Genomic DNA, 25,977 nt, shown 5'->3' with positions numbered 1-25,977 from the left:
GCGGTCGGGCTCGCGGGGGTCGGACTCGCGAAGGGTCAGGAACCCGCGCGCCCGGCCGCCGGACGGCCGCCGCCGGAGCGACGACGCGCGGCGGGCGCGCCGCCGGTGCGGGCACCGCCCTGGCCGCCGCCCTGACCGCGGGAGCCCGCCGGGGCGCCCTGGCCGCGTGCGCCGGACTGGCCGGCGCCACCCTGGCCGCCGGCGGAACGGGCCCGACGCGAACGGTCGCCGCCGCCCGCCGTGGTCGAGGCCGCGGCGCCGCCCTGGCCGCCACCGGAACGACGACGCGCGCCGCCGGCGGTGGAGCCGCCGCCGGAGCGGCCGGCGCTGCGCGGCTTCGGCGGGGTGGGCTGCGGCGCGTCCAGCACCACGGGGACGCCCGAGGGCTCCTTGGCACCGGTCAGGCGGGACAGCTCCGCGTCGGAGGACTTGATCTGCGCGGTGCGCGGGGAGATCCCGGCGTCCGACATCAGCCGGGTCATGTCGCGCTTCTGGTCGGGCAGCACCAGGGTGACGACGCTGCCGGACTCGCCGGCACGGGCGGTGCGGCCACCGCGGTGCAGGTAGTCCTTGTGGTCGGTGGGCGGGTCCACGTTGACGACGAGGTCGAGGTCGTCGATGTGGATGCCGCGGGCGGCCACGTTGGTGGCGACCAGCGCGGTGACCTCGCCCGTCTTGAACCAGTCGAGGGTCCGGTTGCGCTGCGGCTGCGAGCGGCCGCCGTGCAGACCGGAGGCGCGGACGCCGTCCGCGAGGAGCTTCTTGACCATGCGGTCGACCCCGCGCTTGGTGTCGACGAACATGATCACCCGGCCGTCGCGTGCGGCTATGCGCGTGGCCACGGCCTTCTTGTCGGTCTCGTCCATGACGTACAGGACGTGGTGCTCCATCGTGCTGACCGCGCCGGCGGACGGGTCGACGGAGAAGGCGACCGGGTCGTGCAGGAACATCTTGACGAGCTTGTCGATGTTCTTGTCGAGCGTCGCGGAGAACAGCATGGTCTGGCCGTCGGCCTCGACCTGCTTGAGCAGCGCGGTGACCTGCGGCATGAAGCCCATGTCGGTCATCTGGTCGGCCTCGTCGAGGACCGTGATGGAGACCTGCGAGAGGTCGGCGTCACCGCGGTCGATGAGGTCCTTCAGTCGGCCGGGGGTGGCGACGAGCACCTCGGAGCCGCGGCGCAGCGCACCGGACTGGCGGTTGATCGACATGCCGCCGACGACGGTCGCGATGCGCAGGTTGACGGCCGTGGCGTACGGGGCCAGGGCGTCGGTGACCTGCTGCGCGAGCTCGCGGGTCGGTACGAGGACCAGCGCGAGCGGCTGCTTCGGCTGCGCGCGGCGACCGGCGGTGCGGGCCAGCAGCGCCAGGCCGAAGGCGAGGGTCTTGCCGGAGCCGGTACGGCCGCGGCCGAGCAGGTCACGGCCGGCGAGCGAGTTCGGCAGCGTGGCGGACTGGATCGGGAACGGGTCGGTGACGCCCTGGGCGGCGAGGGTCTTCAGCAGCGCCTCGGGCATGCCCATGTCCTCGAACGCGGCGACCGGCGGCAGGGCCGGGGTCAGCGGTTCGGGCATGGTGAATTCTTGGGGCCTGGCCACGGGGGCGGACTTCTGCCGTCCCGCGCCAGCCTTCGGACGTCCCTGAGCCGCACCTCGACCCCGGGTGGGGCGGCGGCTGGGTCGTGCGGAGCTGGAGCTGGTCATGCGAGAAAGCCCTCCTGAAACCGGCAGGTAAAACAAACAGTCGAAACAGCAGACAAGCCGGGGCCCGCACCTTCACGGTGCGGACCCCGGCGTGCTGATTACGTCAGTTGGCGGGGAGGATGTTCTCCGCCTGGGGGCCCTTCTGGCCCTGGGTGACGTCGAAGGACACGCGCTGGCCCTCCTGGAGCTCACGGAAGCCCTGGGTGGCGATGTTCGAGTAGTGGGCGAAGACGTCCGGGCCGCCACCGTCCTGCTCGATGAAGCCGAAGCCCTTTTCCGAGTTGAACCACTTCACGGTGCCAAGTGCCATTTGAATCTCCTGAATAGGCGGCAAGGGCCCCATCCGGAGATCCCGGTAAAAACAATTAAAGCGCCTGTCGGAGCATTCCCGTCAGGCGCACATAAAGTTCATGGGTACCACAACTGCAACGAGCTCTAAGCTAGCACACGCCGGCGCACCCGCGCCCCCGCGGGTCTGTGACCTGGCTCCGGAGCGCCCGAGCGCCCCGGAGGGGTCCGGTTCCCCGGGGGCCTCAGAGCCGCTCGATGATCGTCACGTTGGCCTGTCCGCCGCCCTCGCACATCGTCTGGAGGCCGTAGCGGCCCCCGGTGCGCTCCAGCTCGTGCAGCAGGGTCGTCATGAGCTTGACGCCGGTCGCGCCCAGGGGGTGGCCGAGCGCGATGGCGCCGCCGTTGACGTTGACCCGCTCCGGGTCCGCGCCGGTCTCCTTCAGCCAGGCCAGCACGACGGGGGCGAAGGCCTCGTTGATCTCCACGAGGTCGATCTCGTCGAGCGAGAGGCCCGTCTTCTTCAGGGCGTGCGCCGTCGCCGGGATCGGGGCGGACAGCATCCGGATCGGGTCCTCGCCCCGTACGGACAGGTGGTGGATACGGGCCCGGGGGCGCAGGCCGTGTTCGGCGACCGCCCGCTCGGAGGCGATCAGCATCGCCGCGGCGCCGTCGGAGACCTGGGAGGAGACGGCCGCCGTGATGGTGCCGCCCTCGACCACGGGCCGCAGGCCGGCCATCTTCTCCAGGGTGGTGTCCCGGCGCGGGCCCTCGTCCACGCGGACGTCCCCGTACGGCACGATCTCCCGTTCGAAGCGTCCCTCGTCGATCGCACGCAGGGCCCGCCGGTGCGAGCGCAGCGCGAACTCCTCCATGTCGAGGCGCGAGATCCTCCACTTCTCGGCGATCAGCTGCGCCCCGTGGAACTGGTTGACGGGCGCGTCGCCGTACCGGGCGCGCCAGCCCTGCGATCCCGCGTACGGGCCTTCGGTGAGGCCCAGCGGCTCGGCGGCCTGCCGCGAGGCGAAGGCGATCGGGATCATCGACATGTTCTGGGTGCCGCCGGCGACGACCAGGTCCTGGGTGCCGGACAGCACGCCCTGCGCCGCGAAGTGGACGGCCTGCTGGGAGGAGCCGCACTGGCGGTCCACCGTCACCCCGGGGACCTCCTCGGGGAGGCCGGCGGCGAGCCAGGCGGTCCGCGCGATGTCGCCGGCCTGCGGCCCGACGGTGTCGAGGCAGCCGAAGACCACGTCCTCGACGGCGGCGGGGTCCACGCCGGAGCGTTCCATCAGGGCCCGCAGGACGTGGGCGCCGAGGTCGGCGGGGTGCACGCCGGCCAGGCCTCCCTTGCGTCGCCCCACGGGGGTGCGTACGGCGTCGACGATGTAGGCCTCGGGCATCGGGGCTCCTCTGGTTCGGTCAGTCGCGCAGGGCGATCCCGTCCAGCACCATCGACAGGTACTGACGGGCGATCTCGTCGGGGCTGTGCTGTCCGCCCGGCCGGTACCAGGAGGCCGCGACCCACACCGTGTCGCGCACGAAGCGGTAGGTGAGGCGGATGTCCAGGTCGGCCCGGAAGGCCTTGGCGGCCACCCCGCGCTCCAGCGTCCCCAGCCAGGCCTTCTCGAACTTCTGCTGCGAGTCGGAGAGGTAGTGGAAGCGGGGTTGCGCGGACAGGTGGCGGGATTCCTTCTGGTAGATCGCGACGGCGGCGCGGTGCCGGTCGATCTCCCGGAAGGACTCGGTGACGAGGGCCTCGATGGTCTCCCTGGGGCCGAGACCGGCGGCGAGGACGGTGTCGTACCCCGCCCACAGCTCGTTCAGGAAGGCGGAGAGGATCTCGTCGAGCATCGATTCCTTGGAATCGAAGTGGTAGTAAAGGCTGCCGGCGAGCATCCCGGCGGCATCGGCGATCTTGCGCACGGTGGTGGCGTTGTAGCCCTGCGCGGCGAAGACCTCGGCGGCGGTGTCGAGGAGCTCCCGTCTGCGCTCGGGGGACGCGGTCACCTGTGGCTTCTTCTTGTTCGTCGGCACGCGCCCATTCTCGACCTACGCGTGCTGGCTGCTGACCGACACCGTCTCGCCGGTCATGTACGACGAGTAGCCGCTGGCCAGGAACACGATGACGTTGGCGACCTCCCAGGGTTCGGCGTACCGGCCGAAGGCCTCGCGGGCGGTGAGTTCGGCGAGGAGTTCCTCGCTCGTGACCTTCACCAGGTGCGGGTGCATGGCGAGGCTGGGGGCGACCGCGTTGATCCGTACGCCGAACTCGGCGGCCTCCAGGGCGGCGCAGCGGGTGAGCGCCATCACCCCGGCCTTGGCGGCGGCGTAGTGGGCCTGACCGGTCTGGGCGCGCCAGCCGACGACGGAGGCGTTGTTGACGACGACCCCGCCGCCGGTGCCCGCGGCCTTGAAGGAGCGCAGGGCGGCCCGGGTGCAGCGGAAGGTGCCGTTGAGGGTGACGTCGAGGACCCGGCCCCACTGGTCGTCGGTCATGTCGACCAGGGCGGCGGTGCCGCCGAGTCCGGCGTTGTTGACGACGATGTCGAGGGCGCCGTGGGTCTGTTCGGCGTGTGTGAACAGAGCCCGGACCTGGTCCTCGTCGGTGACGTCGCACGGCAGGGAGTCGATCCGGTCCGCCCCGAACTCGGCGGCCAGCGCGCCTTCGGTCTCCTTGAGGCGGCGGGTGTGGGCGTCGCCGATCAGGACGCGGGCCCCCTCCTCCAGGAAGCGGCGGGCGGTCGCGCCGCCGATGCCGGCCCCGGCGGCGGCGGTGATCACGGCGGTTCGGCCGGCGAGCAGCCCGTGCCCGGTGACGTACTCGGGTGCGTTCACGCCCGTACCTCCTGGGGAAGGCCGAGGAGCCGCTCGGCGATGGTGTCGCGCTGGATCCCGTCCGGGCCGCGTGGCCGGTGTCGGTGCGGAGAAGAGCCGGCGCCGCTCTCCTCGACGCCGCTCCCGCCCGTACGTTAACCTACCAAACACTTGTTAGGGAAGGATGTGTCGATGTCCGCTGCCCGCACCCCCGAGACCGACGGACCGCCGGTGCTCCACGCGACCCCGAAGGGCGCCACCGCGAAGGGGGCGACCGGCTGATGGACCTCACCCACACGCCGCGGGTGGAGGCCTTCCGCGAGGAGGCCCGGGCCTGGCTGGCCGGGCACGTCCCGGCCGCCCCCCTCCCCTCGCTGGAGACGGCCGAGGGTTTCGCGGCGCACCGGGAGTGGGAGGCCCGGCTGCACGCCGACCGTTGGGCGGTGGTGTCCTGGCCGGAGGAGTACGGCGGCCGGGGCGTGGACATCGAGCGGTGGCTGGTGTTCGAGGAGGAGTACTGGGCGGCGGGCGCGCCCGGCCGGGTCTCCCAGAACGGCATCAACCTGCTGGCCCCCACCCTGTTCGACCACGCGACGGCCGAACAGCGGGCGCGGGTGCTGCCGTCCATGGCGAGCGGCGAGGTGATCTGGGCGCAGGCCTGGTCGGAGCCGGAGTCGGGCTCCGACCTGGCCTCCCTGACGTCGAGGGCGGTCCGCACGGAGGGGGGTTGGCTGCTGTCCGGGCAGAAGACCTGGTCCTCGCGGGCGGCGTTCGCGGACCGGGCGTTCGGCATCTTCCGGAGCGACCCCCAGGCCCCGAAGCCGCACCAGGGGCTGACGTACCTGATGTTCGACTTGCGTGCGCCGGGGGTGACGGTGCGGCCGATCGGCCGCCTGGACGGCAAACCGGCGTTCGCGGAACTCTTCCTGGACCGGGTGTTCGTCCCGGACGAGGACGTCATCGGGGAGCCGGGGCAGGGCTGGCGGATCGCGATGTCCACGACCGGCAACGAGCGGGGGCTGACCCTGCGCTCCCCCGGCCGTTTCCTGGCGGCGGCGGACCGGCTGCTCGGGCTGTGGCGGGAGGTCGGGGATCCCGCCGACACCGCGCTGTCGGACCGGGTCGCGGACGCGCTGGTCGGGGCGCGCGCGTACGAGCTGTTCACCTGGGGGAACGCCTCGCGGTTCGCGGCGGGCGAGACGATCGGCGCCGAGTCCAGCCTGAACAAGGTGTTCTGGTCCCGGTACGACATCGCCCTGCACGAGACGGCGCTCGACCTGCTGGGCGCGGACGCGGAGCTGGCGGACGGCGAGTGGGCCGAACCGTGGCTCTTCTCCCTGGCCGGCCCGATCTACGCCGGGACGAACGAGATCCAGCGCGACATCATCGCCGAGCGGCTGCTCGGCCTCCCGAAGGGCCGCCGCTGATGCGCTTCCTGCCGACCGACGAACAGCGCGAGTTCGTGCGGACACTGCGCCGGCTGCTCGACGCGTCCGAGGTCCCGGCGGCCGTACGGGCCTGGGGCGCGGGCGACCACGCGCCGGGGCGGGCCCTGTGGTCCCGCCTCGCCGACACCGGCCTGTTCGCGCTCGCCGCCGGCGAGGAACACGACGGGCTCGGGCCGCTGCCGCTGGAAGCGGCCCTCGGGTTCGTGGAGTTGGGGCGGGCCGGGGTGCCGGGTCCGGTGGTGGAGACGGTCGCGGCCTCGGTGCTGCTGGCGGGTCTGGACGACGAGGGGCCGGCGAAGCGTTTCCTCCCGGGGCTTCTCTCGGGCGGCGCCTCGGCCTCGCTGACCCTGGCGGACGCGGCCCCGTACGCCCTGGACGCGGACGCGGCCACGTACTGCTTCACGGTGTCGGAGGCCGGCGAACTGCGGCTGGCGGACCCGGACGGCGGACCGCCGGTCCTGCGCTCGACCGACCCGACGCGCAGACTGCTGCGCCCCCCGGCCGGGGGCGGTGAGCTGCTGGCCCGCGGGCCCTCGGTGACGGCGGCGGCGCACAGCGCCCTGGGGTGGGCGCGGCTGCTGACGGCGGCGCAGTGCCTGGGCGTCGGGGAGACCCTGTTGACGCGGACGGTGGAGTACGCGAAGCAGCGCACGCAGTTCGGCACGCGGATCGGCGGGTTCCAGGCGGTCAAGCACCGGCTGGCGGACACCCTGCTGGGCCTGGAGTTCGCCCGGCCGCTGGTGTGGGCGGCCGGGCTGTCCCTCGATCCGGGCGAGGTCGCGGCGGCGAAGCTCGCGGCGGGCGAGGCCTCGTACGCGGCGGCGATGACGGCGCTCCAACTCCACGGGGCGGTCGGCTACACCGAGGAGTTGGACCTGTCGCTGTGGCTGCGCAAGGCGCGCCCGCTGCGGGACGCGTGGGGGACGCCGTCGGCGTGCCGGGCGGCGGTGCTCGGGGCCGCCGGGCGGTAGCGGTGGCCGCGGTCCCCGCCGCGGTCACGGTCCCGGGCGTGATCGCGGTCGCGTTCGTGGGGCGCGACCGTCACCGCACCCGTCACAGGACGCTCACGTGGAGGCTGACCACGTACGGCTCCTCCACCGTGCCGTCCGGGAAGAGGGCGCCCAGCACCGACCGCTCCCGGTCCGTGAACTCCCGGGTGCCGGCCTCGCCGAGGAGCAGGAACGCCGAGTGGCTGGCGAGGTTGGCGAGGTGCTCGTCGAGGGTGATCCGGCGGGACCAGGGCACGGTGCGGGTGCGGAAACCGGAGTCGAGGCCGGCGGGCAGCGTGCGGAAGGACACGCCGTCGGCGCCGAAGAGGGCCCGGATCCGCGCGGCCTGTTCGGCGACCCACGGCACCGACTCGTCCATGTCGTTCCACCAGATCGCGAGCGCGCCGCCGGGCCGCAGCACGCGGCGGGCCTCGGGGACGGAGCGGGCGGGGTCGGTCCAGTGCCAGGCCTGCGCGTAGGTGAGCAGGTCGAAGGCGTCGCCGGCCAGCGGCAGCCGGTCGCCGTCCCCGCGCACCAGCGGTATCCAGGGGTGCGCGCGGCGCAGTTCGGCGGCCATCCCGTCGCCGGGTTCGACGGCGAGGACGTGCGCCCCGCGCGCGTGCAGCAGGGCCGTCGCGATGCCGGTCCCGGCCCCCACGTCGGCGACCCGGGAGCCGGCGAGCGGGCGGCCGCTCAGCTCCTCCAGGGCGTCGAGGAGCGCGTCGGGGTAGGCGGGCCGGTGCGCGGCGTACAGCGCGGCGGCGGCGTCGAAGGAGCGGGCGCGGGAGGGGATCGTCATGGGCCCATTCTTCGCGCCGCCGCCGATCTTCGACAGCGGTTCGCCGGCGCCCGGGCGCGTCCGGGGAGCACCGCACGGCCTCCACGGGCCGGACCGTGCCGCCCCCTCAGCCCCTGATCCACGCGGCGGCCGCCGCGTACGCCGCGCCGGCGGCCGGCAGCGGTGTGCCCAGGAAGCCGTGGAAGACGCCCGGGTACAGCTGGACGCCGCAGTCCACGCCCGCCTCCCCCAGCCGGCGGGCGTACGCCAGCCCCTCGTCCCGCAGCACGTCGCAGTCGGCGAGGACGATCAGGGTGCGCGGCAGTGCGGTCAGGTCGGGGGCGCGCAGCGGCGAGACGTGCGGGTGCGCGGGGTCCCCGCCGTACCGGTCCCAGTACCAGGCCATGTGGGCGGCGGTGTGGAAGTACCCCCGCCCGTACCTCTCCACGGACGGGGTGTCCATGGCCGCGTCCAGGGGCGGGTAGAACAGCAGTTGTCCCGCGAGGAGTTCGGGGGCCCGCAGCGCGGTCACGGCCGCCAGGGTGCCGCCGCTGGAGTCCCCGGCGACGATCGTCCGGTCGGGGTCGCAGCCCAGCGCGGCGGCTCGGGAGCGGGCCCACAGCAGCGCGGTCAGCGCGTCGTCGGGCGCGGCGGGCCAGGGGTGTTCGGGGGCGAGCCGGTAGTCGACGGAGACGACGACCGCGCCCGAGGCGGCGGCGAGCCGGCGGCAGCCGGGGTCATGGGTGTCGAGGTCGCACATGACCCAGCCGCCGCCGTGGAGGTAGACGACGAGCGGGCGCCCCGAGGCTCCGGGGTCGGGGTCGTACACGCGGACGGGGACCCCGCGGGCGTCGTCGTCGTGCACGTCGGCCACCGCGGGTCCGGGGGCGCGCCCGCCGGCGGTGGCCGCGGCCCGTAGGGCGTCCGGGTCGCCGGGGCCGGGGAAGGCCGCGGCCATGAGGTCGCACAGCCGCCGGGCGGCGGGCGAGAGGGAGTCGCTCATCGGGCCGTCGTCCCCCCGTCCACGGTGAACTCGCCGCCGGTGACGTACGAGGAGGCGTCCGAGCAGAGGAACCGGACCAGTTCCCCGACCTCCTCGGGCCGGCCCATGCGGCCCAGCGGCACGTGGGACCAGTCCTTGTCCGACACCGCGGAGATCATCGGGGTGTCGATGGCGCCCGGGTGCACGGAGTTGACGCGGATCCGGTCCCCCGCCAGGTCCAGGGCGGCCGACCGGGTCAGCCCGCGCAGGGCGAACTTGGTGGATCCGTAGGCCGCGTGGCCCGGGATGCCGACCAGTCCGGCGGTGGAGGACACGTTGACGATCGAACCGCCCCCGCCGGCGCGCATGACGGGGGCGACGGCCTGGATGCCGAGGAAGGGGCCGAGCAGGTTGACCCGCAGCAGCGCCTCGAAGTCGGCGAGGGACTGCCGCTCCACGTGGGCGGTGCGCCACAGGGCCGCGTTGTTGACGAGCGCCGAGATCGTGCCGAAGGCGGCCACGGCCTCCCGTACGACCCGGGCCCAGCCGTCGGCGTCGGCCACGTCGTGGTGGACGTACAGCCCCTGGTCCTCCAGGGTCGCGGCGACCTCCCGGCCCTCCTCCTCCCGGATGTCGGTGACGACGACCCGGGCTCCCGCCTCCGCGCACAGGCGGGCCTCGGCGGCGCCCTGCCCGCGTCCGGCGCCGGTGATGACGACGACCTTGCCGTCCAATGGGATCACGGTTCGGCCCTCCAGGGCACGTGAGCGCGGGATGACCTTCCGGCCCCACCGGCGGCTGGTCTCCACGCACGCCTCCCGGGGGACGGGGCCAGGTATGCCTATGAGGAATACTTCTAGCAGTCACGTTCTGTCGAGGGAAGAGAGCCCGCGCGGACCGGTCGTAGACTGCGCCGCGTGGCAGACGAGACGAACAGGCGCACCCTCCCCGCGACCGGCTGGGCAGTGCTCGGACTGCTCTCCTTCGGCGAGGAGCTCTCCGGCTACGACCTGAAGAAGTGGTCCGACCGATCGCTGCGCTTCTTCTACTGGAGCCCGTCCTTCAGTCAGATCTACAGCGAACTCAAGCGGCTGGAGAAGGCCGGATACGCCTCCTCGCGCCTGATCGCCCAGGAGACCGGCACCCGCGACAAACGCGTGTACCGGATCACCGACGAAGGCATGACGGCCGTACGGGAATGGGCGCGCGAGGCGCCGGTCGACCCACCGGTGCTCAAGCACGGCCCCATGCTCCGACTGTGGCTCGGCCACCTGCTGGAGCCGGAGCAGATGCGCGAAGTCCTGCTACGGCAACGGGAGTTCGCGGAGACGATGCGCCTCAGTGCGGTGGCGGACGCGGAAGAGGCCGAACAGGAGGCCTCCTGGGCCTACCCGGCGCTGACCCTCAAGTGGGCCGAACGGTACTACGCCTCCGAGCGCGACCTGGCGGCCGCGATGCTCGACGACATCGAGGCACTCGCGACGGAGCGCGGCACACGGCCGTAGGCCCGCCGGAACGCCGGAACGCCCCGCGACGGCGGGGCCCACCCGCTCGGAGCCGGCCGCACGCGCCTCGCGGGCGGGATGATCCGATCGCACGGGGGCCTGGGAGCGGCCGGCGCGACACCGGGTTTCGGCGCCGCCGGCTGCCGTACGCTCGGCGCCATGACGGGTAGCGCGATAAACCTCCGCAAGTTGGAAGAAGCCGCTCCGGCGTTGGTGAACCTGTACAAGAGCGCCGGGGTGTCGCTGCGCAAACACGGCATGGAGGGCGGTCGGGCCTGCGTGTACCTGGTCCTGGACTACTCGGGGTCGATGCGCCCGTACTACCAGGACGGCAGCGTGCAGTCCCTCGCCGATCGGGTACTGGGGCTCTCCGCCCACCTGGACACCGACGGCCGGGTGCCCGTCGTGTTCTTCTCCACGGAGGTGGACGCGGTCGCGGAGGTCTCCCTGGCCGACCACGCCGGGCGGGTCACCGAGATCGCCGCCGGCCTGGGCCACATGGGCAAGACGGCCTACCACCTGGCGATGGACGCGGTCATCGACCACTACCTCGACTCGGGCTCCTCGGCCCCGGCCCTGGTGGTCTTCCAGACGGACGGCGGCCCGATCAACAAGCTCGCGGCGGAGCGCTACCTCTGCAAGGCCGCCCGGCTGCCGCTGTTCTGGCAGTTCGTCGGCTTCGGCAACACCCGCAGCACCCAGTTCGACTTCCTGCGCCGCCTCGACGAACTGCCCGTCCCCGCGAAGCGGGTCGTCGACAACGCGGGCTACTTCCACGCCGGCGAGGATCCGCGCCGGGTCCCGGACGACGTGCTGTACGACCGGCTGGTCGCGGAGTTCCCGTCCTGGCTGGCGGCGGCCCGGGCGGCCGGCATCGTGCGCGTCTGAGCGGCGGCGGCGCGCGATCCGCGCTTGGATGGAGGGATGACGACGACGAACAACTGGGCCGTGTTCGAGACGGCGGAGCCGGAGTTCGCGGCGGCCGTCCGAGCCCGCTTCGCACGGTATCCGCACCACGTCCTCGGCACCCTCCGCAAGGACGGCTCGCCCCGACTGGCCGGGCTGAACGTGGACATCCGCGGCGGTGAACTGTGGCTCGGCATGATGGCCGGTTCCATGAAGGCCAGGGACCTCCAGCGCGACCCCCGTTTCGCGCTGCACTCCAACCCGGGCCCCGGCGAGGAGATGGAGGGCGGGGACGTCCGGATCTCCGGGCGGGCGCTGGAGCTCGTGGACCCGCCGGAGCTCCACCGGTACGCGGAGGAGACCGAGACCCCGCACCCCTTCCACCTCTTCCACGCCGACCTGACGGAGATCGTGCGGATCACCGTCGAGGGCGACGACCTGGTGGTGCGGACGTGGACCCCGGCGCGCGGCGTCCACACCCTGCGCCGGGGCAACGACGACGAACCGCCGCGCGAGGACCCGGCCGGGGACTCCCCCGCCGGCTGAGACGCCCCTCAGGCCAGGGGGCCGAGCCCGATCGCCCCGGGGACGACGAGGAGGCGGGGATCGACGTCGATCCAACTGCGGTCGATGTTGATCGTCACCCCGCCGTACGTGGCGTCGTGACCGCCGCGGAACTGGTGGGCCCGGCGCGGGCCCGCCCACTTGGTCGTCCCGGTGGGCAGGCCCATGTCGGCGTCCGAGGCGCTCGCGGAGAGGTTCCAGCGGGCCACCCACAGCACGTCCGGCATGGCCTGCGGCGCCTGGTGGTGGTGCGCGCTCAGCGCCGGCACCCCGGAGGCCGCGTGCACGTAGGCCGCCGACTTGTAGCCCAGCTCGTGCAACCGCACCGTCCAGGCGGTGAGGTAGGCCACGACCGGGGCGTCCCAGGTGGCCCGATCGGTGTAGTGCTCCAGGTCGTTGTAGAGGAGCGTGCCCGCGCCCAGGCCCAGTGACCGTGCCGCGTCGGCGGCGCCCTCGGCTGCGGCGATGCCCTGCTCGTTGGCCCGGGAGGGGTCGGTGGACAGCCCGGTGGTGTTGCTGCGCCAGGGCTGCGGGCCCACCCAGATCGGCATCAGGTGCCAGCCCGCCCCGGTCTGCCTGCGGATCCAGCCGGAGGTCAGTTGCGGCTGCGCGCAGGCCCGGGCCAGGCCGCCGATGTACACGCCGACGGCGCCGAAGGGCGAGCCCTGCCGCCAGGCGGTCATCGCCGTCTGGGTCGGGGCGGTGCAGGCGTCGAAGCCGAGGCCGGTGAACGGTTCCTGGGCGCTGCGGGGCGCCGGCAGGACGGCGGTCACGACGTCAACCACCGTCCCGGGGGCGCCGGCGGGCGTGCGGCGGGCCCGCTCCAGGAGGCCGCGTACCGCGTCGGGCCCGGTGCCGTACGAGACGGTGGCCATCACCCCGGAGCCGCGCAGCGCGTACCGCAGCTCGTTGCTGTCGCTCCCGGTCCGCGGGAGCGGAGCCCCGGGGCTCGCCTTCAGGGTGGGGACGTCGGCGCGCGGCGGGGCACCGTCGAGGGGCTCCAGGTGCAGGGTGTCGGCGCGGTTGACGGCGGCCCGGCCGGTGCATTCGGCCTGGGTCCCGGCGTGGCCGAGGTACAGCGTGGGCCGGTCGAGGCGCAGGCAGGCGTCGGGGGTCCGGTCGAGGTCGACGACCCGCCAGTCGGCGGGGACGGTGAGCCGCAGCCCGCGGTAGTCGACGGTGCGTCCTTCGCCGCCCGGGGCGGTGACGGCGACCGCGGCCTGGGCGGGCATGAGCAGGGCGGCGCCCAGCAGACAGCGCAGCAGCAGCATTCGGGAGGGCATGGGGCCACAGTTACCAGACGGCAGGTGCCCTCAACCGCGCCGCGATCCGCCGCACATGGGCCGTACGGCCTACGGTCGGACCCGCCAGGACGGCGGCCCCCGCCCCCTCCCGGATCCGGCCCGCCGAACCCCGGACCGGTGTCCGGCCCTCGTCGGGCGGAACCGGCGCCCTCGCCGCTCCCGCGACGCGTCACCCGCACGAGCGAACCGGGCCCGGCCCCGTCACGACGGGCGCCGTGACGACCCGTCACGACGGGCGGTACCGCCCCCCAGCGGTACCGCCCGTCGTGTTTCCCGCTCCCCCGCCGAGGAGCGGCCCCGTGGCCCGGCGGTCGACGCACACCCCCACGGCGCGCCGTCCCGCCGGGCCGGCTCAGCAGTTCTGTAGGACGGCCGGCGGCTGGAAGACCCCGTCGAGGGCGCGGTCCGCGGTGAGCACGACCAGCGTCCAGTCGATCGAGGAATCGGTGCTCGGGAGCCGGAGTTCGTCCGGCAGGTCGTCCTCGGTGATCTCGTCACCGACGTACAGGACGGACAGCGTTCCCCCGCATCCCTGCGGTGGCGGGGGGACGCTCCCCGGGGCGAACCCGTCGCGGGGCCCGACCTTGACGACGACCGTGTTGATCGGCTTGTAGGAGTGGGAGTAGCCCGGCTTGCTCGTGGCGCGGGTCATGTCGACCCGGAAGTGGCTGATCTTCACCTCCACCGCCTCGCACGGGCGTTTGCCGTCCTTCAGGCTCAGGTAGACCCCGGTGTCCGTCATGAACAGGGCGCTGTAGTCGGGGCGGTCCTTGCTCCTGAGGGCCTTGAGGTAGTCGGCCTTCTCGTCCGGGCCCATGCCGGAGGTGACCGTGCACGTCGGGGTCGGCCAGGGGGTCGGGGTGGGTGTGGGTGTCGGGGAGGGTGTGGGCGTCGGTGCGGCGGCGGAGGACGTCGTCGTGCTCGGCACGAGCGGATCGGAGGGCAGGGACCGGGGCGCCCCATGCCCTCCGCAGCCCGCGAGCGCGAGCGCGGGAACGGTCAGGAACGCAACCACGAGTACGCGTAATCGACGCATGCGGCCTCCTCGTCAGACACAGCCGGAGTCGATTCCGAGCGTGACAGCCCGCCTGCCGTCCCACATCCGTGGAACCACCTACGTAGGCCGGGCGTACGGGAGACAATCCGGGTGTACCGGTCCGGGCCGGCGCCGACTCGGGGGGCTGATGATGCGCAGGACTCCACTGGTCGGGAGGGCCGCCGAACTCCGGCACCTGGTCGAGGTGCTCGACGGCGGCGCCCCCGCCGTCGTCGACCTCACGGGCGCCGCGGGAATCGGCAAGAGCCGCCTGCTGACGGAACTGTGCGCGCGGGCCGCCGACCGGGGCATGACCGTACTGCGCGGCCGGGCGGCCGAGTTCGAGCGGCACATCCCCTTCGGGGTGTTCACCGACGCCTTCACCGACCTCGACGCGGGGCCGCCGGACGGGCCGGACGCCGCGGCGGCCGCCCCCGTCCTGTACGGGGTGGACGCGGGCGGGATCGGCGCGGACGCCGAACGGTTCGCCGTGCACCGGGCGACGGGGCGTCTGCTCACCCGCCTGGGCCGCGGCGGACCGGGCCTGCTCATCGCCCTCGACGACCTCCACTGGGCGGACCCGGCCTCGCTGGAGCTGCTCGACCACCTCGTACGGCATCCCCCGCGCACCCCGGTGATCATCGCCGTGGCCCGGCGGGACCGGCAGACCTCGCCCTCGCTCACCGCCGCGCTCACCCGGGGCGTGGACACCGCCGCCGTCCTGCGCCTGGACCTCGGACCGCTCCCCGAGGAGGCCTGCGTCGCCCGGCTCGCGCCCGACCTCGTGCCCGGCCTGCCCCCCGCCCGGGCCGCCCGGCTGTACGCCGCCAGCGAGGGCAACCCGCTGTACTTCCTGACCCTGCTCCAGGGACAGGCCGGCGCGGCCGTCCCCGACGGCGGGCTCGCCGCGCTGCTCCTCGACGAACTGACCCCGCTCACCACCGCGCAGCGGCGTACCGCCGAGGCCGTCGCCGTGCTCGGGGACCAGGCCACGGCGCCGTTGCTGGCGTTGACGGCGGCCGTACCCGACATGGCCCGGCTCGACGCCGACCTGGCCGTGCTGGCCCGCCGTGACCTGCTGCGGCCCGGGCCCGGCGACAGCTGGTCGCTGCGCCATCCCGTGCTGCGGACGGTGATCCACGAGAACACCGAGCACCGGCGCCGTACCGGCATGCACCGGCGGGCGGCCGAGGCGCTGGCCGGGGCCGGTGCCTCGGCCGCCGTCCGGGCCCACCACGTGGAACGGGCCCTCGCCGCCCGCTGGGACCCCGACCTCGCGGCCGTGCTGCTCGACGCGGCCGAGCAGTCCGCGACAACGGCCCCCGCGAGCTGCGCGCACTGGCTGGAGGTGGTGCTGCGGGTCCTCCCGGACACGCCCGACAACGCCGTGCGGCGGCGGGAGCTGCGGCTGCGGCGGGCCCGGGCGTTGAGCGTCTGCGGCGCGTTGCGGGAGAGCCGGGACCTGCTGCACGAGGTGATCGCCGAGGTGCCCGAGAGCGACGACGGCGGGGTGCGCGCGGCGGCCGTCACCCTGTGCGCCTCGATGGAACGCCACCTCGGGCACTACCCGGCCGCCGTGTCGCTGCTGCGGCGCGAGCTGTCCCGCACCCCCGCGCCCGGACCGGCCGACGCGGTGGCCCTCGGCCTGGAGCTCGGCTCGTCCGCCCCGCACGCCTCGGCCTACCCGACCGTACGGGCCGACGTACAGCGCACCTTCGAGCTGGCCCGGACCCTCGGCAACGAGCCGGCCGCGGCCACGGCGCTGGCCGTCGCGGCGCTCGGCGAGGCGTACGAGGGGAATCTGGCGTCCGCCCGGGAGTTCACCGACCGCGCCGGTGCCCGGGTGGACGCGCTCACCGACCGGGACCTCGCCGACCTGTGCGAACCGTTGGCCCGGCTGGGCTGGGCCGAGTTCTACCTGGAGCGGTACACCGACGCGGAACGGCACGCCGACCGGGGGCTGGCCATCGCCCGGCGCAGCGGCCCCCTGCACCTGCTGCCGCACCTGCTGCTCTGCAAGGCCATCGTCCACATGAACACCTGCCGGCTGGGGTCGGCACTGGAACTGACCGACGAGGCCGAGAGCATCGCCCGCGGGATCGGGAGCGACGAACTGCTCGCGCTCGTCCTGTCGAACAAGGCGCAGGTGTTGATCGCCGCGCTGCCGCCCGGCGACCGGACCTCGCTGACCGTCGCCGAGGAGGCCGTCGCCGCGGCCGGCCCCCGAACCAGTTGGTGGGCCTCCCTCGCGTGGTGCGTCCTCAGTTACGCCGCGCTGCACGGGGGCGATCCCCGGCGGGCCCGGTCCGCGATGCTGCGAGCCGGTGGCGGACCGGACCTGGCCGCACTCCAGCCGTCCATGCGGCCCCTGTTCCTGGAGGCCCTGGTCACCGCCGCCGTCGCCGACGGCGACCTGCCCGCCGCCGAGGCGTGGGCCGCCCGGGCCCGCCGGGACGCGGACCTGCTCGACCTGCCCGCCCAGCGGGCGGCGGCACTGCGCGGCGAGGGTCAGCTCCTGGCGGCCCGGGGCGACACGGCCGGGGCGGCGCGTCGGTTCGTGGAGGCGGCCGAGGAGGCGGGGCGCTCGGGCGCCACCCTGTGGGAGGCCCTGTCGCTGCTGTTCGGGGCCTCCCTGACGGCCGACGCGGCGGCGGCCGCGCCGCTGTGGGAGCAGGGCCACCGGCTGGCCGCGGCGGGCGGGGCCGGGCTGTTGACGGGCCTCGCGGACCTCGCCCGCCCCCCGACCCCCGAACCGCCGCCGGCACCCGCGGCGGCACCCGACCCGGCCACGCCGACGCCCGCGGCGGGCCCTGCCCGGGCCCCGGGGTCACCCGCGGCCACGCCCGCCGGGGGGTCCGGGTTCCCCGCCCTGACCCGGCGCGAACAGCAGATCGCCGCCCTGGTCGCGGAGGGCCTCACCACCCCGGTGATCGCAGCGCGCCTGCGGCTGAGCCCGCGCACGGTCGACACCCACCTGTCGCACATCTTCCACAAGACGGGCGTCACCAGCCGCTCGGCCCTGGCAGCCCTGACGGTCCGCTCGACGCCCCGCTGAGGCCGCCGGCCTGCCGGGAACGCCACCGCGCCCGCCATCCCTGGTCGGGGACATGGCGGGCGCGGTGTCGGGTTTCCGTACGTCGTTGTACGGGCCGTATGAGGGGTCCTCCCCCGGAAGGCCCGGGGGAGGGTGCACCGTCGGTACTACACGGTGATGGAACGGTCCGTCGGCTTGACCGGGTACGGCAGGGCGCTGGCGCCCGTCAGGAAGCGGTCCACGCCGCGGGCGGCCGAGCGGCCCTCCGCGATGGCCCACACGATGAGCGACTGGCCGCGGCCGGCGTCGCCGGCGACGAAGACGCCGCCCACGTTGGTCGCGTACGAGGCGTCGCGCTCGATGTTGCCGCGCGCGTCGAGGTCCAGGCCGAACTGCTGGACCAGACCGTTCTCCTGGTCGGTGCCGGTGAAGCCCATGGCGAGGGTGACCAGTTGCGCCGGGAGGACGCGTTCGGTGCCCGCCTTCTGGACGAGCTTGCCGTCCTCGAAGGCGACCTCGACGAGGTGCAGGGACTGGACGTTGCCGTCCTCGTCGCCCTCGAAGTGGGTGGTGGAGACGGAGTAGACCCGCTCGCCGCCCTCCTCGTGGGCCGAGGTGACCTTGTACAGCATCGGGAAGGTCGGCCAGGGCTGGTTGGGGTTCCGCTCCTCGCCCGGCTTGGGCATGATCTCCAGCTGCGTGACCGAGGCCGCGCCCTGGCGGTGGGCGGTGCCGACGCAGTCCGCGCCGGTGTCGCCGCCGCCGATGACGACGACGTGCTTGCCCTCGGCGGTGATCGGAGGGGTGACGAAGTCGCCCTCCTGCACCTTGTTGGAGAGCGGCAGGTACTCCATCGCGAAGTGGATGCCCTTGAGCTCGCGCCCGGGGACCGGCAGGTCGCGGGAGACGGTGGCGCCGGCCGCGATGACGACCGCGTCGAACCGCTTGCGCAGGTCGGTGGCCGTGATGTCGCGGCCGACCTCGATGCCCGTGCGGAACTTGGTGCCCTCCGCGCGCATCTGCTCGATGCGGCGGTTGATGTGCACCTTCTCCATCTTGAACTCGGGGATGCCGTAGCGCAGCAGGCCGCCGACGCGGTCGGCGCGCTCGTACACGACCACGGTGTGGCCCGCCCGGGTCAGCTGCTGGGCCGCGGCGAGACCCGCCGGGCCGGAGCCGATGACGGCTGCCGTCTTGCCGGACAGCCGCTCGGGCGGCTGGGGGGTGACGTTGCCGTTGTCCCAGGCCTTGTCGATGATCGAGACTTCGACGTTCTTGATCGTGACGGCGGGCTGGTTGATGCCGAGGACGCACGCCGACTCGCACGGGGCCGGGCACAGGCGCCCGGTGAACTCCGGGAAGTTGTTCGTGGCGTGCAGGCGCTCGGACGCCGCCGACCAGTCCTCGCGGTACGCGAAGTCGTTCCACTCCGGGATCAGGTTCCCGAGGGGGCAGCCGTTGTGGCAGAACGGGATGCCGCAGTCCATGCAGCGGCCGGCCTGCTTGCTGATGATCGGGAGCAGCGAGCCCGGAACGTAGACCTCGTTCCAGTCCTTGAGCCGGTCGGCCACGGGACGGGAACAGGCGGTCTCGCGCGGGGTGGTGAGGAAGCCCTTCGGGTCAGCCATTGATCGCCGCCTCCATCATCTTCTCGGTGGTCTCGGACTCCGAGAGTCCGGCCAGCTCGGCGGCGTCCTTGGCGGCGAGCACTGCCTTGTACGTGGTCGGGATGATCTTGCTGAAGCGGTCCACCGCGACGGACCAGTCGGCGAGGAGCTTCGCGGCCACGGTCGAGCCGGTCTCCTCCTCGTGGCGACGCACCACGTCGTGCAGCCACTGCTTGTCGGTGTCGGAGAGGGTGGTCTCGACGGCGCCGGCGTTGCCGACGTTGACGTTGTTCGGGTCGAGGTCGATGACGTACGCGACGCCGCCCGACATGCCGGCCGCGAAGTTGCGGCCCGTCTCGCCCAGGACGACGGCCTGGCCGCCGGTCATGTACTCGCAGCCGTGGTCGCCCACGCCCTCCGAGACGACGAGGGCGCCGGAGTTGCGGACGCAGAAGCGTTCGCCGGTACGGCCGCGCAGGAACATCTCGCCGCCGGTGGCCCCGTAGCCGATGGTGTTGCCGGCGATGGTGGAGTACTCGGCGAGGTGGTCGGCGCCGCGGTCCGGGCGGACCACGACACGGCCGCCGGAGAGGCCCTTGCCGACGTAGTCGTTGGCGTCGCCCTCCAGGCGCAGCGTCACGCCGTGCGGCAGGAAGGCGCCGAAGGACTGGCCGGCCGAACCGGTGAAGGTCAGGTCGATGGTGTTGTCGGGCAGGCCCGCTCCACCGAACTTCTTGGTGACCTCGTGGCCGAGCATGGTGCCGACGGTCCGGTTGATGTTGCGGATCGCGACCTGGGCGCGGACCGGCTGGGCGGCTTCGGCCGTGGCGGCGTTCAGGGCGTCGCCGGCGAGCTTGATCAGCTCGTTGTCGAGCGCCTTCTCCAGGCCGTGGTCCTGCTCGATCAGGGCGTGGCGGACCGCGCCCTCGGGAAGCTCGGGCACGTGGAAGAGGGGCTCCAGGTCGAGGCCCTGGGCCTTCCAGTGCGTGACGGCCTTGCTGGTGTCGAGGAGTTCGGCGTGGCCGACGGCCTCCTCGATGGTGCGGAAGCCCAGCTCGGCGAGGATCTCGCGCACCTCCTCCGCGATGAACTCGAAGAAGTTGACGACGAACTCGGGCTTGCCGGAGAAGCGCTCGCGCAGGACCGGGTTCTGGGTGGCGATGCCGACGGGGCAGGTGTCCAGGTGGCAGACGCGCATCATGACGCAGCCGGAGACGACGAGCGGCGCGGTCGCGAAACCGAACTCCTCGGCGCCGAGCAGCGCGGCGATGACGACGTCGCGGCCGGTCTTGAGCTGGCCGTCCGTCTGGACCACGATGCGGTCGCGCAGCCCGTTGAGCAGCAGGGTCTGCTGGGTCTCGGCGAGGCCGAGCTCCCAGGGGCCGCCCGCGTGCTTGAGCGAGGTGAGCGGCGAGGCGCCCGTTCCGCCGTCGTGGCCGGAGATGAGGACGACGTCCGCGTGGGCCTTGGAGACGCCCGCGGCGACCGTTCCGACGCCGACCTCGGAGACCAGCTTCACGTGGATGCGGGCCGCCGGGTTGGCGTTCTTGAGGTCGTGGATCAGCTGAGCCAGGTCCTCGATGGAGTAGATGTCGTGGTGCGGGGGCGGGGAGATCAGGCCGACGCCCGGGGTGGAGTGCCGGGTCTTGGCGACCCACGGGTAGACCTTGTGGCCGGGCAGCTGGCCGCCCTCGCCGGGCTTGGCGCCCTGCGCCATCTTGATCTGGATGTCGTCCGCGTTGACCAGGTACTCGCTGGTGACACCGAAGCGGCCGGAGGCGACCTGCTTGATGGACGAGCGGCGCGCCGGGTCGTACAGGCGGTCCGGGTCCTCGCCGCCCTCACCGGTGTTGGACTTGCCGCCCAACTGGTTCATGGCGATGGCGAGGGTCTCGTGCGCCTCCTTGGAGATGGAGCCGTACGACATGGCGCCGGTGGAGAAGCGCTTGACGATGTCGGCGACGGACTCGACCTCCTCGACGGGGATCGACGGCCGGTCGCCCGCCTCGCCGGTCTTGAACCCGAAGAGTCCGCGGAGCGTCATCAGGCGCTCGGACTGCTCGTTCACCCGGTCGGTGTACTGCTTGAAGATGTCGTACCGGCGGTTGCGCGTGGCGTGCTGGAGACGGAAGACCGTGTCCGGGTCGAACAGGTGCGGCTCGCCCTCGCGGCGCCACTGGTACTCGCCGCCGATCTCCAGCGCGCGGTGCGTGGCGGCGATGCCGGAGACCGGGTACGCCTTGGCGTGGCGCGCGGCCACCTCCTTGGCGACGACGTCGAGGCCGGCGCCGCCGATCTTGGTGGCGGTGCCGCCGAAGTAGGTGTCGACGAACTCCTGGTCGAGGCCGACGGCCTCGAAGACCTGGGCGCCGCGGTAGGAGGCGACCGTGGAGATGCCCATCTTGGACATGACCTTCAGGACGCCCTTGCCGAGCGCGTAGATCAGGTTCTTGATGGCCTGCTCCGGCTCCAGGCCGGACAGGAAGGTACCGGCGCGCAGCAGGTCCTCGACGGACTCCATGGCGAGGTACGGGTTGACGGCGGCGGCGCCGTAGCCGATGAGCAGCGCGACGTGGTGGACCTCGCGGACGTCGCCGGCCTCGACCAGCAGGCCGACCTGGGTGCGCTGCTTGGTGGCGATGAGGTGGTGGTGCACGGCGGCGGTGAGCAGCAGCGACGGGATCGGCGCGTGCTCGGCGTCCGAGTGACGGTCCGAGAGGACGATCAGGTGGGCGCCGTTCTCGATGGCCGCGTCGACCTCGCCGCGGATGTCCTCCAGGCGGGCGGCGAGTGCCTCGCCACCGCCGGAGACCCGGTAGAGGCCGGAGAGCGTGGCGGCCTTCATGCCCGGCATGTCGCCGTCGGCGTTGACGTGTATCAGCTTGGCCAGCTCGTCGTTGTCGATCACCGGGAAGGGCAGGGTGACGCTGCGACAGGAGGCGGCGGTCGGCTCCAGCAGGTTGCCCTGCGGGCCCACCGAGGACAGCAGCGAGGTGACGAGCTCCTCGCGGATGGCGTCCAGCGGTGGGTTGGTGACCTGCGCGAAGAGCTGAGTGAAGTAGTCGAAGAGCAGCCGGGGGCGCTCGGACAGGGCCGCGATCGGGGAGTCCGTGCCCATGGAGCCGAGCGGCTCGCCGGCGGTGCGGGCCATCGGCGCGAGGATGATGCGCAGCTCTTCCTCGGTGTAGCCGAAGGTCTGCTGGCGGCGGGTGACCGAGGCGTGGGTGTGGACGATGTGCTCGCGCTCGGGAAGGTCTTCGAGCTCGATCTCGCCGGTTTCCAGCCATTCGGCGTAGGGGGCGGCGCCGGCCAGTTCGGCCTTGATCTCGTCGTCCTCGATGATCCGCTTCTGGGCGGTGTCGACGAGGAACATCTTGCCGGGCTGCAGGCGGCCCTTGCGGACGACCTTGGCCGGGTCGATGTCGAGCACGCCGACCTCGGAGCCGAGGACGACGAGGCCGTCGTCGGTGACCCAGTAGCGGCCGGGGCGCAGACCGTTGCGGTCGAGGACCGCGCCGACCTGGGTGCCGTCGGTGAAGGTGACGCAGGCCGGGCCGTCCCAGGGCTCCATCATCGTGGAGTGGTACTGGTAGAAGGCGCGGCGGTCCGGGTCCATGGACGCGTGGTTCTCCCACGCCTCCGGGATCATCATCAGCACGCTGTGCGGGAGCGACCGGCCGCCGAGGTGGAGCAGCTCCAGGACCTCGTCGAAGGAGGCCGAGTCGGAGGCGTCGGGGGTGCAGATCGGGAAGATCCGGTCGAGGTCGCCCTCGCCGAAGACGTCCGAGGCGAGCTGGGACTCGCGGGCCTTCATCCAGTTCCGGTTGCCCTTGACCGTGTTGATCTCGCCGTTGTGCGCGACGAAGCGGTACGGGTGGGCGAGCGGCCAGGACGGGAAGGTGTTCGTCGAGAACCGGGAGTGGACCAGGGCGAGCGTCGACGCGAAGCGACGGTCGGACAGGTCGGGGAAGAAGGGCTCCAGCTGGCCGGTGGTCAGCATGCCCTTGTAGACGATGGTGCGGGCGGAGAGCGACGGGAAGTACACGCCGGCCTCGCGCTCGGCGCGCTTGCGCAGCACGAACGCCTTGCGGTCCAGCTCGATGCCGCTCGCCCCGTTGCTCACGAACAGCTGCGAGAAGGCGGGCATGGTGGCGCGGGCGCCGTTGCCGAGCAGGTCCGGGGTGACCGGGACCTCGCGCCAGCCGAGGACCGTGAGGTTCTCCTCGACGGCGATGGCCTCGATGCGTTCCACGGCGACGGCCCGTGCGGTGCCGTCGGCGGGGAGGAAGGCGATGCCGACGGCGTACGCGCCGGCCTCGGGGAGCTCGAAACCGGCCACCTCGCGCAGGAAGGCGTCCGGCACCTGGGACAGGATTCCGGCACCGTCGCCCGAGTCGGGCTCGGAGCCGGTGGCGCCGCGGTGTTCGAGGTTCCGCAATACGGTCAGCGCCTGCTCGACCAGCGTGTGACTGGCCTCGCCGCTGAGGTTGGCCACAAAGCCGACGCCGCAGGCGTCGTGCTCGTTGCGCGGGTCGTACATGCCCTGCTGGGCGGGGCGACCGTCCATGGGCGACCAGGCGGTGGTGCTGAGGCCGGTCGCGGAGTGCGTGGATGCGGAACGCATCGGCTCTCCCGTCGTCGTCGTGGCATATGTGCATGGCCGAGGGACGACGTTGGCCCTCTGCAAAATTTCGTGCAGGTTACATGATGACGGCAATCCCGAGAAGCGGATATCGCATTCCAACATGCGGACATGCCCGAAGGGGGAGAAGGGGCCTGCCGGGAGGTCCCTTGGATCTCATGAACATCTGCGGACGCGTCACGGGCCGCGGCTGTCCCGGCACGGAGCGGGCACCATTGCCCGACGCCCTGTCCTGATGCCCCGCGGACACGGAATCGAAACCGCCGGGTAACGGACTACTTATGTTGTGTACCGCATAGTGTCTCACTCCCGCGCCGGTTAGCCTACGGCGCCGCCGATCCAGGTTCCCAGGATGTACGTCACACCGGCGGCCGCACCACCCAGGACGAGCTGCCGCAGTCCGCTGTACCACCAGGAGCGGGCGGTGACCCGGGCGACGACCGCACCGCAGGCGAAGAGTCCGATCAGCGCGAGCAGGACGGCCGGCCACAGGGCGGTGGCGCCGAGCAGGTAGGGCAGTACGGGAAGCAGCGCGCCCAGGGCGAACGAGCCGAAGGACGACACGGCCGCGACCAGCGGCGACGGCAGGTCGTCGGGGTCGATGCCCAGCTCCTCGCGGGCGTGTATCTCCAGCGCCTGCTCCGGGTCGCGGGACAGCTGCATCGCCACCTCGCGGGCCAGGGCGGGGGCGACGCCGCGCGAGACGTAGAGCTCGGCCAACTCCTCCATCTCGTCGATCGGGTGCTTGCGCAGCTGCTGACGCTCCACGTCCAGCTCCGCCAGGACCAGTTCGCGCTGCGAGGCGACCGAGGTGTATTCGCCGGCGGCCATCGAGAAGGCGCCTGCGGCCAGACCGGCGAGGCCGGTGATGACGATAGTCTGCGGCGCGACCGCGCCGCCCGCCACTCCGGTCATCAGGGCGATGTTGGAGACCAGTCCGTCCATCGCCCCGAACACGGCCGGCCGCAGCCATCCGCCGTTGACGTCACGGTGGGTGTGGTTGTCGCGGTGGGCGGTGTGCAGCGGTGCTTCGGTGTCGATGATGGACATGCGGCGTATCTCCCCTTTTCCTGCGAATGGGCGCGCGAAGGCGACGCGCAGAAACCCACTCCCCCTGAACACCTCGAACCTACGCACGATTTTCGCTCTCCGCCGGCAAGGAAGGCCGTACTTACCTGCGGTTTCGTGGATCGGCGACCGGGTGACGGGAGCGTTCGGGTGGTGTTTCGCGGCAAGCGACAAACCACATGCCATGGCACAAATCCCCCAAGGGCTCATCATGAGTCCCATCAAGTGGAGAGGCGCGCCATGGAGCTGATTGCATGCAATCCGCAGGTCCTCCTCGAACGAGCCCGGGGCGCTCTTCTGGGGCTCGCGGTGGGTGACGCGCTGGGAGCCCCGGCGGAGAACATGAAGCCTTCGCAGATCCGGGCGAAGTGGGGTCGGATCGAGGGCTTCGTGTCCGAGGACCCGGCGGGCACGGACGACACCGAGTACGCGATCTTCTCGGGCCTGCTGCTGGCCCGGCACGGTTCCGCGCTGACCGTGGCCCACGTCGAGCGGGCGTGGCACCACTGGATCGCCGACCTGGACGAGGGCCCGTTCCGGGGGGCCGGCTTCTCGGAACGCGGCACGCTGGAGAACCTCCGCCGGGGACTCGCGGCCCCCATCTCGGCGCAGCACCGCCACGCCTGGTCCGACGGACTGGCCATGCGGGCCGCCCCGTTCGGCGTCTTCGCCGCGGGCCGGCCCGCGGAGGCCGCCCGACTGGTGGCCATCGACGGCTCCGTCAGCCATGACGGGGAGGGCATCTACGGGGGCCAGGCAGTCGCCGCGGGCGTCGCGGCGGCCATGGCCGGGGGCTCGCCCGCCTCCGTGGTCTCGGCGGCCCTGTCCGTCATCCCCTCCGACTCCTGGACGGCCCGCTCGTTGCGCCGGGCCGTCACCGCCGCCCCGCGCGGCGAACGGGCGGTGCGCTCGGCGGTGGTCATCGGCGGCTACCCGTGGACGGACCTGGCCCCCGAGGCGGTGGGGCTGGCGTTCGGCGCCTTCGCCGCCTGCCGCGGGGACTTCCCCGGTTCCGTCCTGACGGCCGTGAACATGGGCCGGGACGCCGACACCACGGCCGCCGTGGCGGGCGCCCTGGCCGGCGCCATGTCCGGCATCCCCTCCATCCCCGCCGACTGGGCGGCGGCGATCGGCCCGGTCCGGGGCAGCTGCCTCCCCTCGATGCGGGGCTACCACGTCCTGGACATCGCGGACCTCCTCACCCCGGAAGCCGAGACCCCCCGATGAGCCCTTCGCCCTACACCCCGGACTCGGCCGAGCCCACCGGGACGCGCGGCTCCGGTCCGACGCGCACGCCCCCCTCCCC

Annotated in this window: 20 protein-coding genes; 7 read left to right on the top strand and 13 right to left on the bottom strand. The window is 73.1% G+C overall.

Annotation, left to right across the window (positions count from 1 at the left end; genetic code table 11):
* Positions 1–35 precede the first annotated feature (35 nt).
* The 5 genes from ADK55_RS18265 to ADK55_RS18245 form a co-directional block, all read right to left on the bottom strand.
* Positions 36–1,703 carry a DEAD/DEAH box helicase gene (locus tag ADK55_RS18265; protein ID WP_053680067.1) on the bottom strand — a complete coding sequence of 556 codons (1,668 nt, stop codon included), beginning with the start codon at positions 1,701–1,703 and terminating at the stop codon, positions 36–38.
* Between the two features lie 103 nt (positions 1,704–1,806).
* Positions 1,807–2,013 (bottom strand): cold-shock protein, encoded by a 207-nt coding sequence (locus tag ADK55_RS18260; protein ID WP_030707191.1) that lies wholly within the window; start codon positions 2,011–2,013, stop codon positions 1,807–1,809.
* A 223-nt stretch (positions 2,014–2,236) separates the two neighbouring features.
* The gene (locus ADK55_RS18255) at positions 2,237–3,394 is read right to left on the bottom strand and encodes an acetyl-CoA C-acetyltransferase (protein WP_053680065.1); all 1,158 of its coding nucleotides are present in this window, start codon (positions 3,392–3,394) and stop codon (positions 2,237–2,239) included.
* A gap of 19 nt (positions 3,395–3,413) precedes the next feature.
* Positions 3,414–4,028, bottom strand: a complete 615-nt coding sequence (locus ADK55_RS18250) for a TetR/AcrR family transcriptional regulator (RefSeq protein ID WP_053680063.1) — start codon at positions 4,026–4,028, stop codon at positions 3,414–3,416.
* A gap of 15 nt (positions 4,029–4,043) precedes the next feature.
* A complete protein-coding gene (locus ADK55_RS18245) occupies positions 4,044–4,829 on the bottom strand; it encodes an SDR family oxidoreductase (RefSeq protein ID WP_053680061.1) in 786 nt (261 codons plus the stop codon).
* A 260-nt stretch (positions 4,830–5,089) separates the two neighbouring features.
* Here ADK55_RS18245 and ADK55_RS18240 point away from each other — a divergent pair, with 260 nt between their 5' ends.
* Entirely contained in the window at positions 5,090–6,235 is a 1,146-nt protein-coding gene (locus ADK55_RS18240) for an acyl-CoA dehydrogenase family protein (RefSeq protein ID WP_053680059.1), read from the top strand.
* Entirely contained in the window at positions 6,235–7,227 is a 993-nt protein-coding gene (locus tag ADK55_RS18235) for an acyl-CoA dehydrogenase family protein (RefSeq protein WP_053680057.1), read from the top strand. Before ADK55_RS18240 ends, ADK55_RS18235 begins: the two co-directional genes overlap by 1 nt.
* Positions 7,228–7,309: 82 nt before the next feature.
* Here the strand turns inward: ADK55_RS18235 and ADK55_RS18230 are convergent, their stop codons facing one another.
* The 3 genes from ADK55_RS18230 to ADK55_RS18220 all read right to left on the bottom strand — a co-directional run bounded on the left by ADK55_RS18230 (position 7,310) and on the right by ADK55_RS18220 (position 9,748).
* Positions 7,310–8,044, bottom strand: a complete 735-nt coding sequence (locus ADK55_RS18230; RefSeq protein ID WP_053680055.1) for a class I SAM-dependent methyltransferase — start codon at positions 8,042–8,044, stop codon at positions 7,310–7,312.
* 106 nt (positions 8,045–8,150) lie between these two features.
* Positions 8,151–9,026: an alpha/beta hydrolase gene (locus ADK55_RS18225; RefSeq protein WP_053680053.1), complete on the bottom strand. Its 876-nt coding sequence runs from the start codon at positions 9,024–9,026 to the stop codon at positions 8,151–8,153.
* A complete protein-coding gene (locus ADK55_RS18220; protein WP_078999102.1) occupies positions 9,023–9,748 on the bottom strand; it encodes an SDR family NAD(P)-dependent oxidoreductase in 726 nt (241 codons plus the stop codon). Before ADK55_RS18220 ends, ADK55_RS18225 begins: the two co-directional genes overlap by 4 nt.
* Before the next feature lie 174 nt (positions 9,749–9,922).
* Between ADK55_RS18220 and ADK55_RS18215 the strand changes: the two genes are divergently transcribed.
* The 3 genes from ADK55_RS18215 (at position 9,923) to ADK55_RS18205 (ending at position 11,962) form a co-directional block, all read left to right on the top strand.
* Positions 9,923–10,510: a PadR family transcriptional regulator gene (locus ADK55_RS18215; protein WP_053680052.1), complete on the top strand. Its 588-nt coding sequence runs from the start codon at positions 9,923–9,925 to the stop codon at positions 10,508–10,510.
* Positions 10,511–10,669: 159 nt separating this feature from the next.
* Positions 10,670–11,398 (top strand): VWA domain-containing protein, encoded by a 729-nt coding sequence (locus tag ADK55_RS18210; protein ID WP_053680188.1) that lies wholly within the window; start codon positions 10,670–10,672, stop codon positions 11,396–11,398.
* A gap of 36 nt (positions 11,399–11,434) precedes the next feature.
* A complete protein-coding gene (locus tag ADK55_RS18205) occupies positions 11,435–11,962 on the top strand; it encodes a pyridoxamine 5'-phosphate oxidase family protein (protein ID WP_053680050.1) in 528 nt (175 codons plus the stop codon).
* Positions 11,963–11,970: 8 nt separating this feature from the next.
* Here ADK55_RS18205 and ADK55_RS18200 read toward each other — a convergent pair whose 3' ends face one another.
* Positions 11,971–13,263 carry a glycoside hydrolase domain-containing protein gene (locus ADK55_RS18200; RefSeq protein ID WP_078999092.1) on the bottom strand — a complete coding sequence of 431 codons (1,293 nt, stop codon included), beginning with the start codon at positions 13,261–13,263 and terminating at the stop codon, positions 11,971–11,973.
* Positions 13,264–13,636: 373 nt separating this feature from the next.
* Positions 13,637–14,320: a hypothetical protein gene (locus ADK55_RS37755; RefSeq protein ID WP_159041447.1), complete on the bottom strand. Its 684-nt coding sequence runs from the start codon at positions 14,318–14,320 to the stop codon at positions 13,637–13,639.
* A gap of 148 nt (positions 14,321–14,468) precedes the next feature.
* Between ADK55_RS37755 and ADK55_RS18190 the strand changes: the two genes are divergently transcribed.
* Complete coding sequence (locus tag ADK55_RS18190) at positions 14,469–17,375, top strand: helix-turn-helix transcriptional regulator (RefSeq protein WP_053680045.1); 2,907 nt, start codon at positions 14,469–14,471, stop codon at positions 17,373–17,375.
* Positions 17,376–17,521: 146 nt separating this feature from the next.
* On the opposite strand, the gene ADK55_RS18185 is transcribed toward ADK55_RS18190, so the two are convergent.
* From ADK55_RS18185 to ADK55_RS18175, 3 genes are all read right to left on the bottom strand, one after another.
* The gene (locus tag ADK55_RS18185) at positions 17,522–18,982 is read right to left on the bottom strand and encodes a glutamate synthase subunit beta (RefSeq protein ID WP_053680043.1); all 1,461 of its coding nucleotides are present in this window, start codon (positions 18,980–18,982) and stop codon (positions 17,522–17,524) included.
* Positions 18,975–23,585: a glutamate synthase large subunit gene (gltB, locus tag ADK55_RS18180; protein ID WP_053680041.1), complete on the bottom strand. Its 4,611-nt coding sequence runs from the start codon at positions 23,583–23,585 to the stop codon at positions 18,975–18,977. Before gltB ends, ADK55_RS18185 begins: the two co-directional genes overlap by 8 nt.
* Before the next feature lie 336 nt (positions 23,586–23,921).
* Positions 23,922–24,653 carry a VIT1/CCC1 transporter family protein gene (locus ADK55_RS18175; RefSeq protein WP_053680039.1) on the bottom strand — a complete coding sequence of 244 codons (732 nt, stop codon included), beginning with the start codon at positions 24,651–24,653 and terminating at the stop codon, positions 23,922–23,924.
* Between the two features lie 258 nt (positions 24,654–24,911).
* Between ADK55_RS18175 and ADK55_RS18170 the strand changes: the two genes are divergently transcribed.
* Positions 24,912–25,898, top strand: coding sequence for an ADP-ribosylglycohydrolase family protein (locus tag ADK55_RS18170; protein WP_053680037.1), 987 nt, complete (start codon positions 24,912–24,914; stop codon positions 25,896–25,898).
* Positions 25,899–25,977: the final 79 nt, after the last annotated feature.

Source organism: Streptomyces sp. WM4235 (genome assembly GCF_001279725.1).
Classification (GTDB): Bacteria; Actinomycetota; Actinomycetes; order Streptomycetales; family Streptomycetaceae; genus Streptomyces.
This window is presented reverse-complemented; position numbering and strand designations above follow the sequence as displayed.

Coding starts and splice junctions, on each gene's coding strand:
- ADK55_RS18265 (WP_053680067.1), bottom strand. CDS start 1,703: ATGACCAGCTCCAGCTCCGCACGACCCAGCCGCCGCCCCACCCGGGGT.
- ADK55_RS18260 (WP_030707191.1), bottom strand. CDS start 2,013: ATGGCACTTGGCACCGTGAAGTGGTTCAACTCGGAAAAGGGCTTCGGC.
- ADK55_RS18255 (WP_053680065.1), bottom strand. CDS start 3,394: ATGCCCGAGGCCTACATCGTCGACGCCGTACGCACCCCCGTGGGGCGA.
- ADK55_RS18240 (WP_053680059.1), top strand. CDS start 5,090: ATGGACCTCACCCACACGCCGCGGGTGGAGGCCTTCCGCGAGGAGGCC.
- ADK55_RS18235 (WP_053680057.1), top strand. CDS start 6,235: ATGCGCTTCCTGCCGACCGACGAACAGCGCGAGTTCGTGCGGACACTG.
- ADK55_RS18230 (WP_053680055.1), bottom strand. CDS start 8,044: ATGACGATCCCCTCCCGCGCCCGCTCCTTCGACGCCGCCGCCGCGCTG.
- ADK55_RS18225 (WP_053680053.1), bottom strand. CDS start 9,026: ATGAGCGACTCCCTCTCGCCCGCCGCCCGGCGGCTGTGCGACCTCATG.
- ADK55_RS18210 (WP_053680188.1), top strand. CDS start 10,670: ATGACGGGTAGCGCGATAAACCTCCGCAAGTTGGAAGAAGCCGCTCCG.
- ADK55_RS18205 (WP_053680050.1), top strand. CDS start 11,435: ATGACGACGACGAACAACTGGGCCGTGTTCGAGACGGCGGAGCCGGAG.
- ADK55_RS18200 (WP_078999092.1), bottom strand. CDS start 13,263: ATGCCCTCCCGAATGCTGCTGCTGCGCTGTCTGCTGGGCGCCGCCCTG.
- ADK55_RS37755 (WP_159041447.1), bottom strand. CDS start 14,320: ATGCGTCGATTACGCGTACTCGTGGTTGCGTTCCTGACCGTTCCCGCG.
- ADK55_RS18190 (WP_053680045.1), top strand. CDS start 14,469: ATGATGCGCAGGACTCCACTGGTCGGGAGGGCCGCCGAACTCCGGCAC.
- ADK55_RS18185 (WP_053680043.1), bottom strand. CDS start 18,982: ATGGCTGACCCGAAGGGCTTCCTCACCACCCCGCGCGAGACCGCCTGT.
- gltB (WP_053680041.1), bottom strand. CDS start 23,585: ATGCGTTCCGCATCCACGCACTCCGCGACCGGCCTCAGCACCACCGCC.
- ADK55_RS18175 (WP_053680039.1), bottom strand. CDS start 24,653: ATGTCCATCATCGACACCGAAGCACCGCTGCACACCGCCCACCGCGAC.
- ADK55_RS18170 (WP_053680037.1), top strand. CDS start 24,912: ATGGAGCTGATTGCATGCAATCCGCAGGTCCTCCTCGAACGAGCCCGG.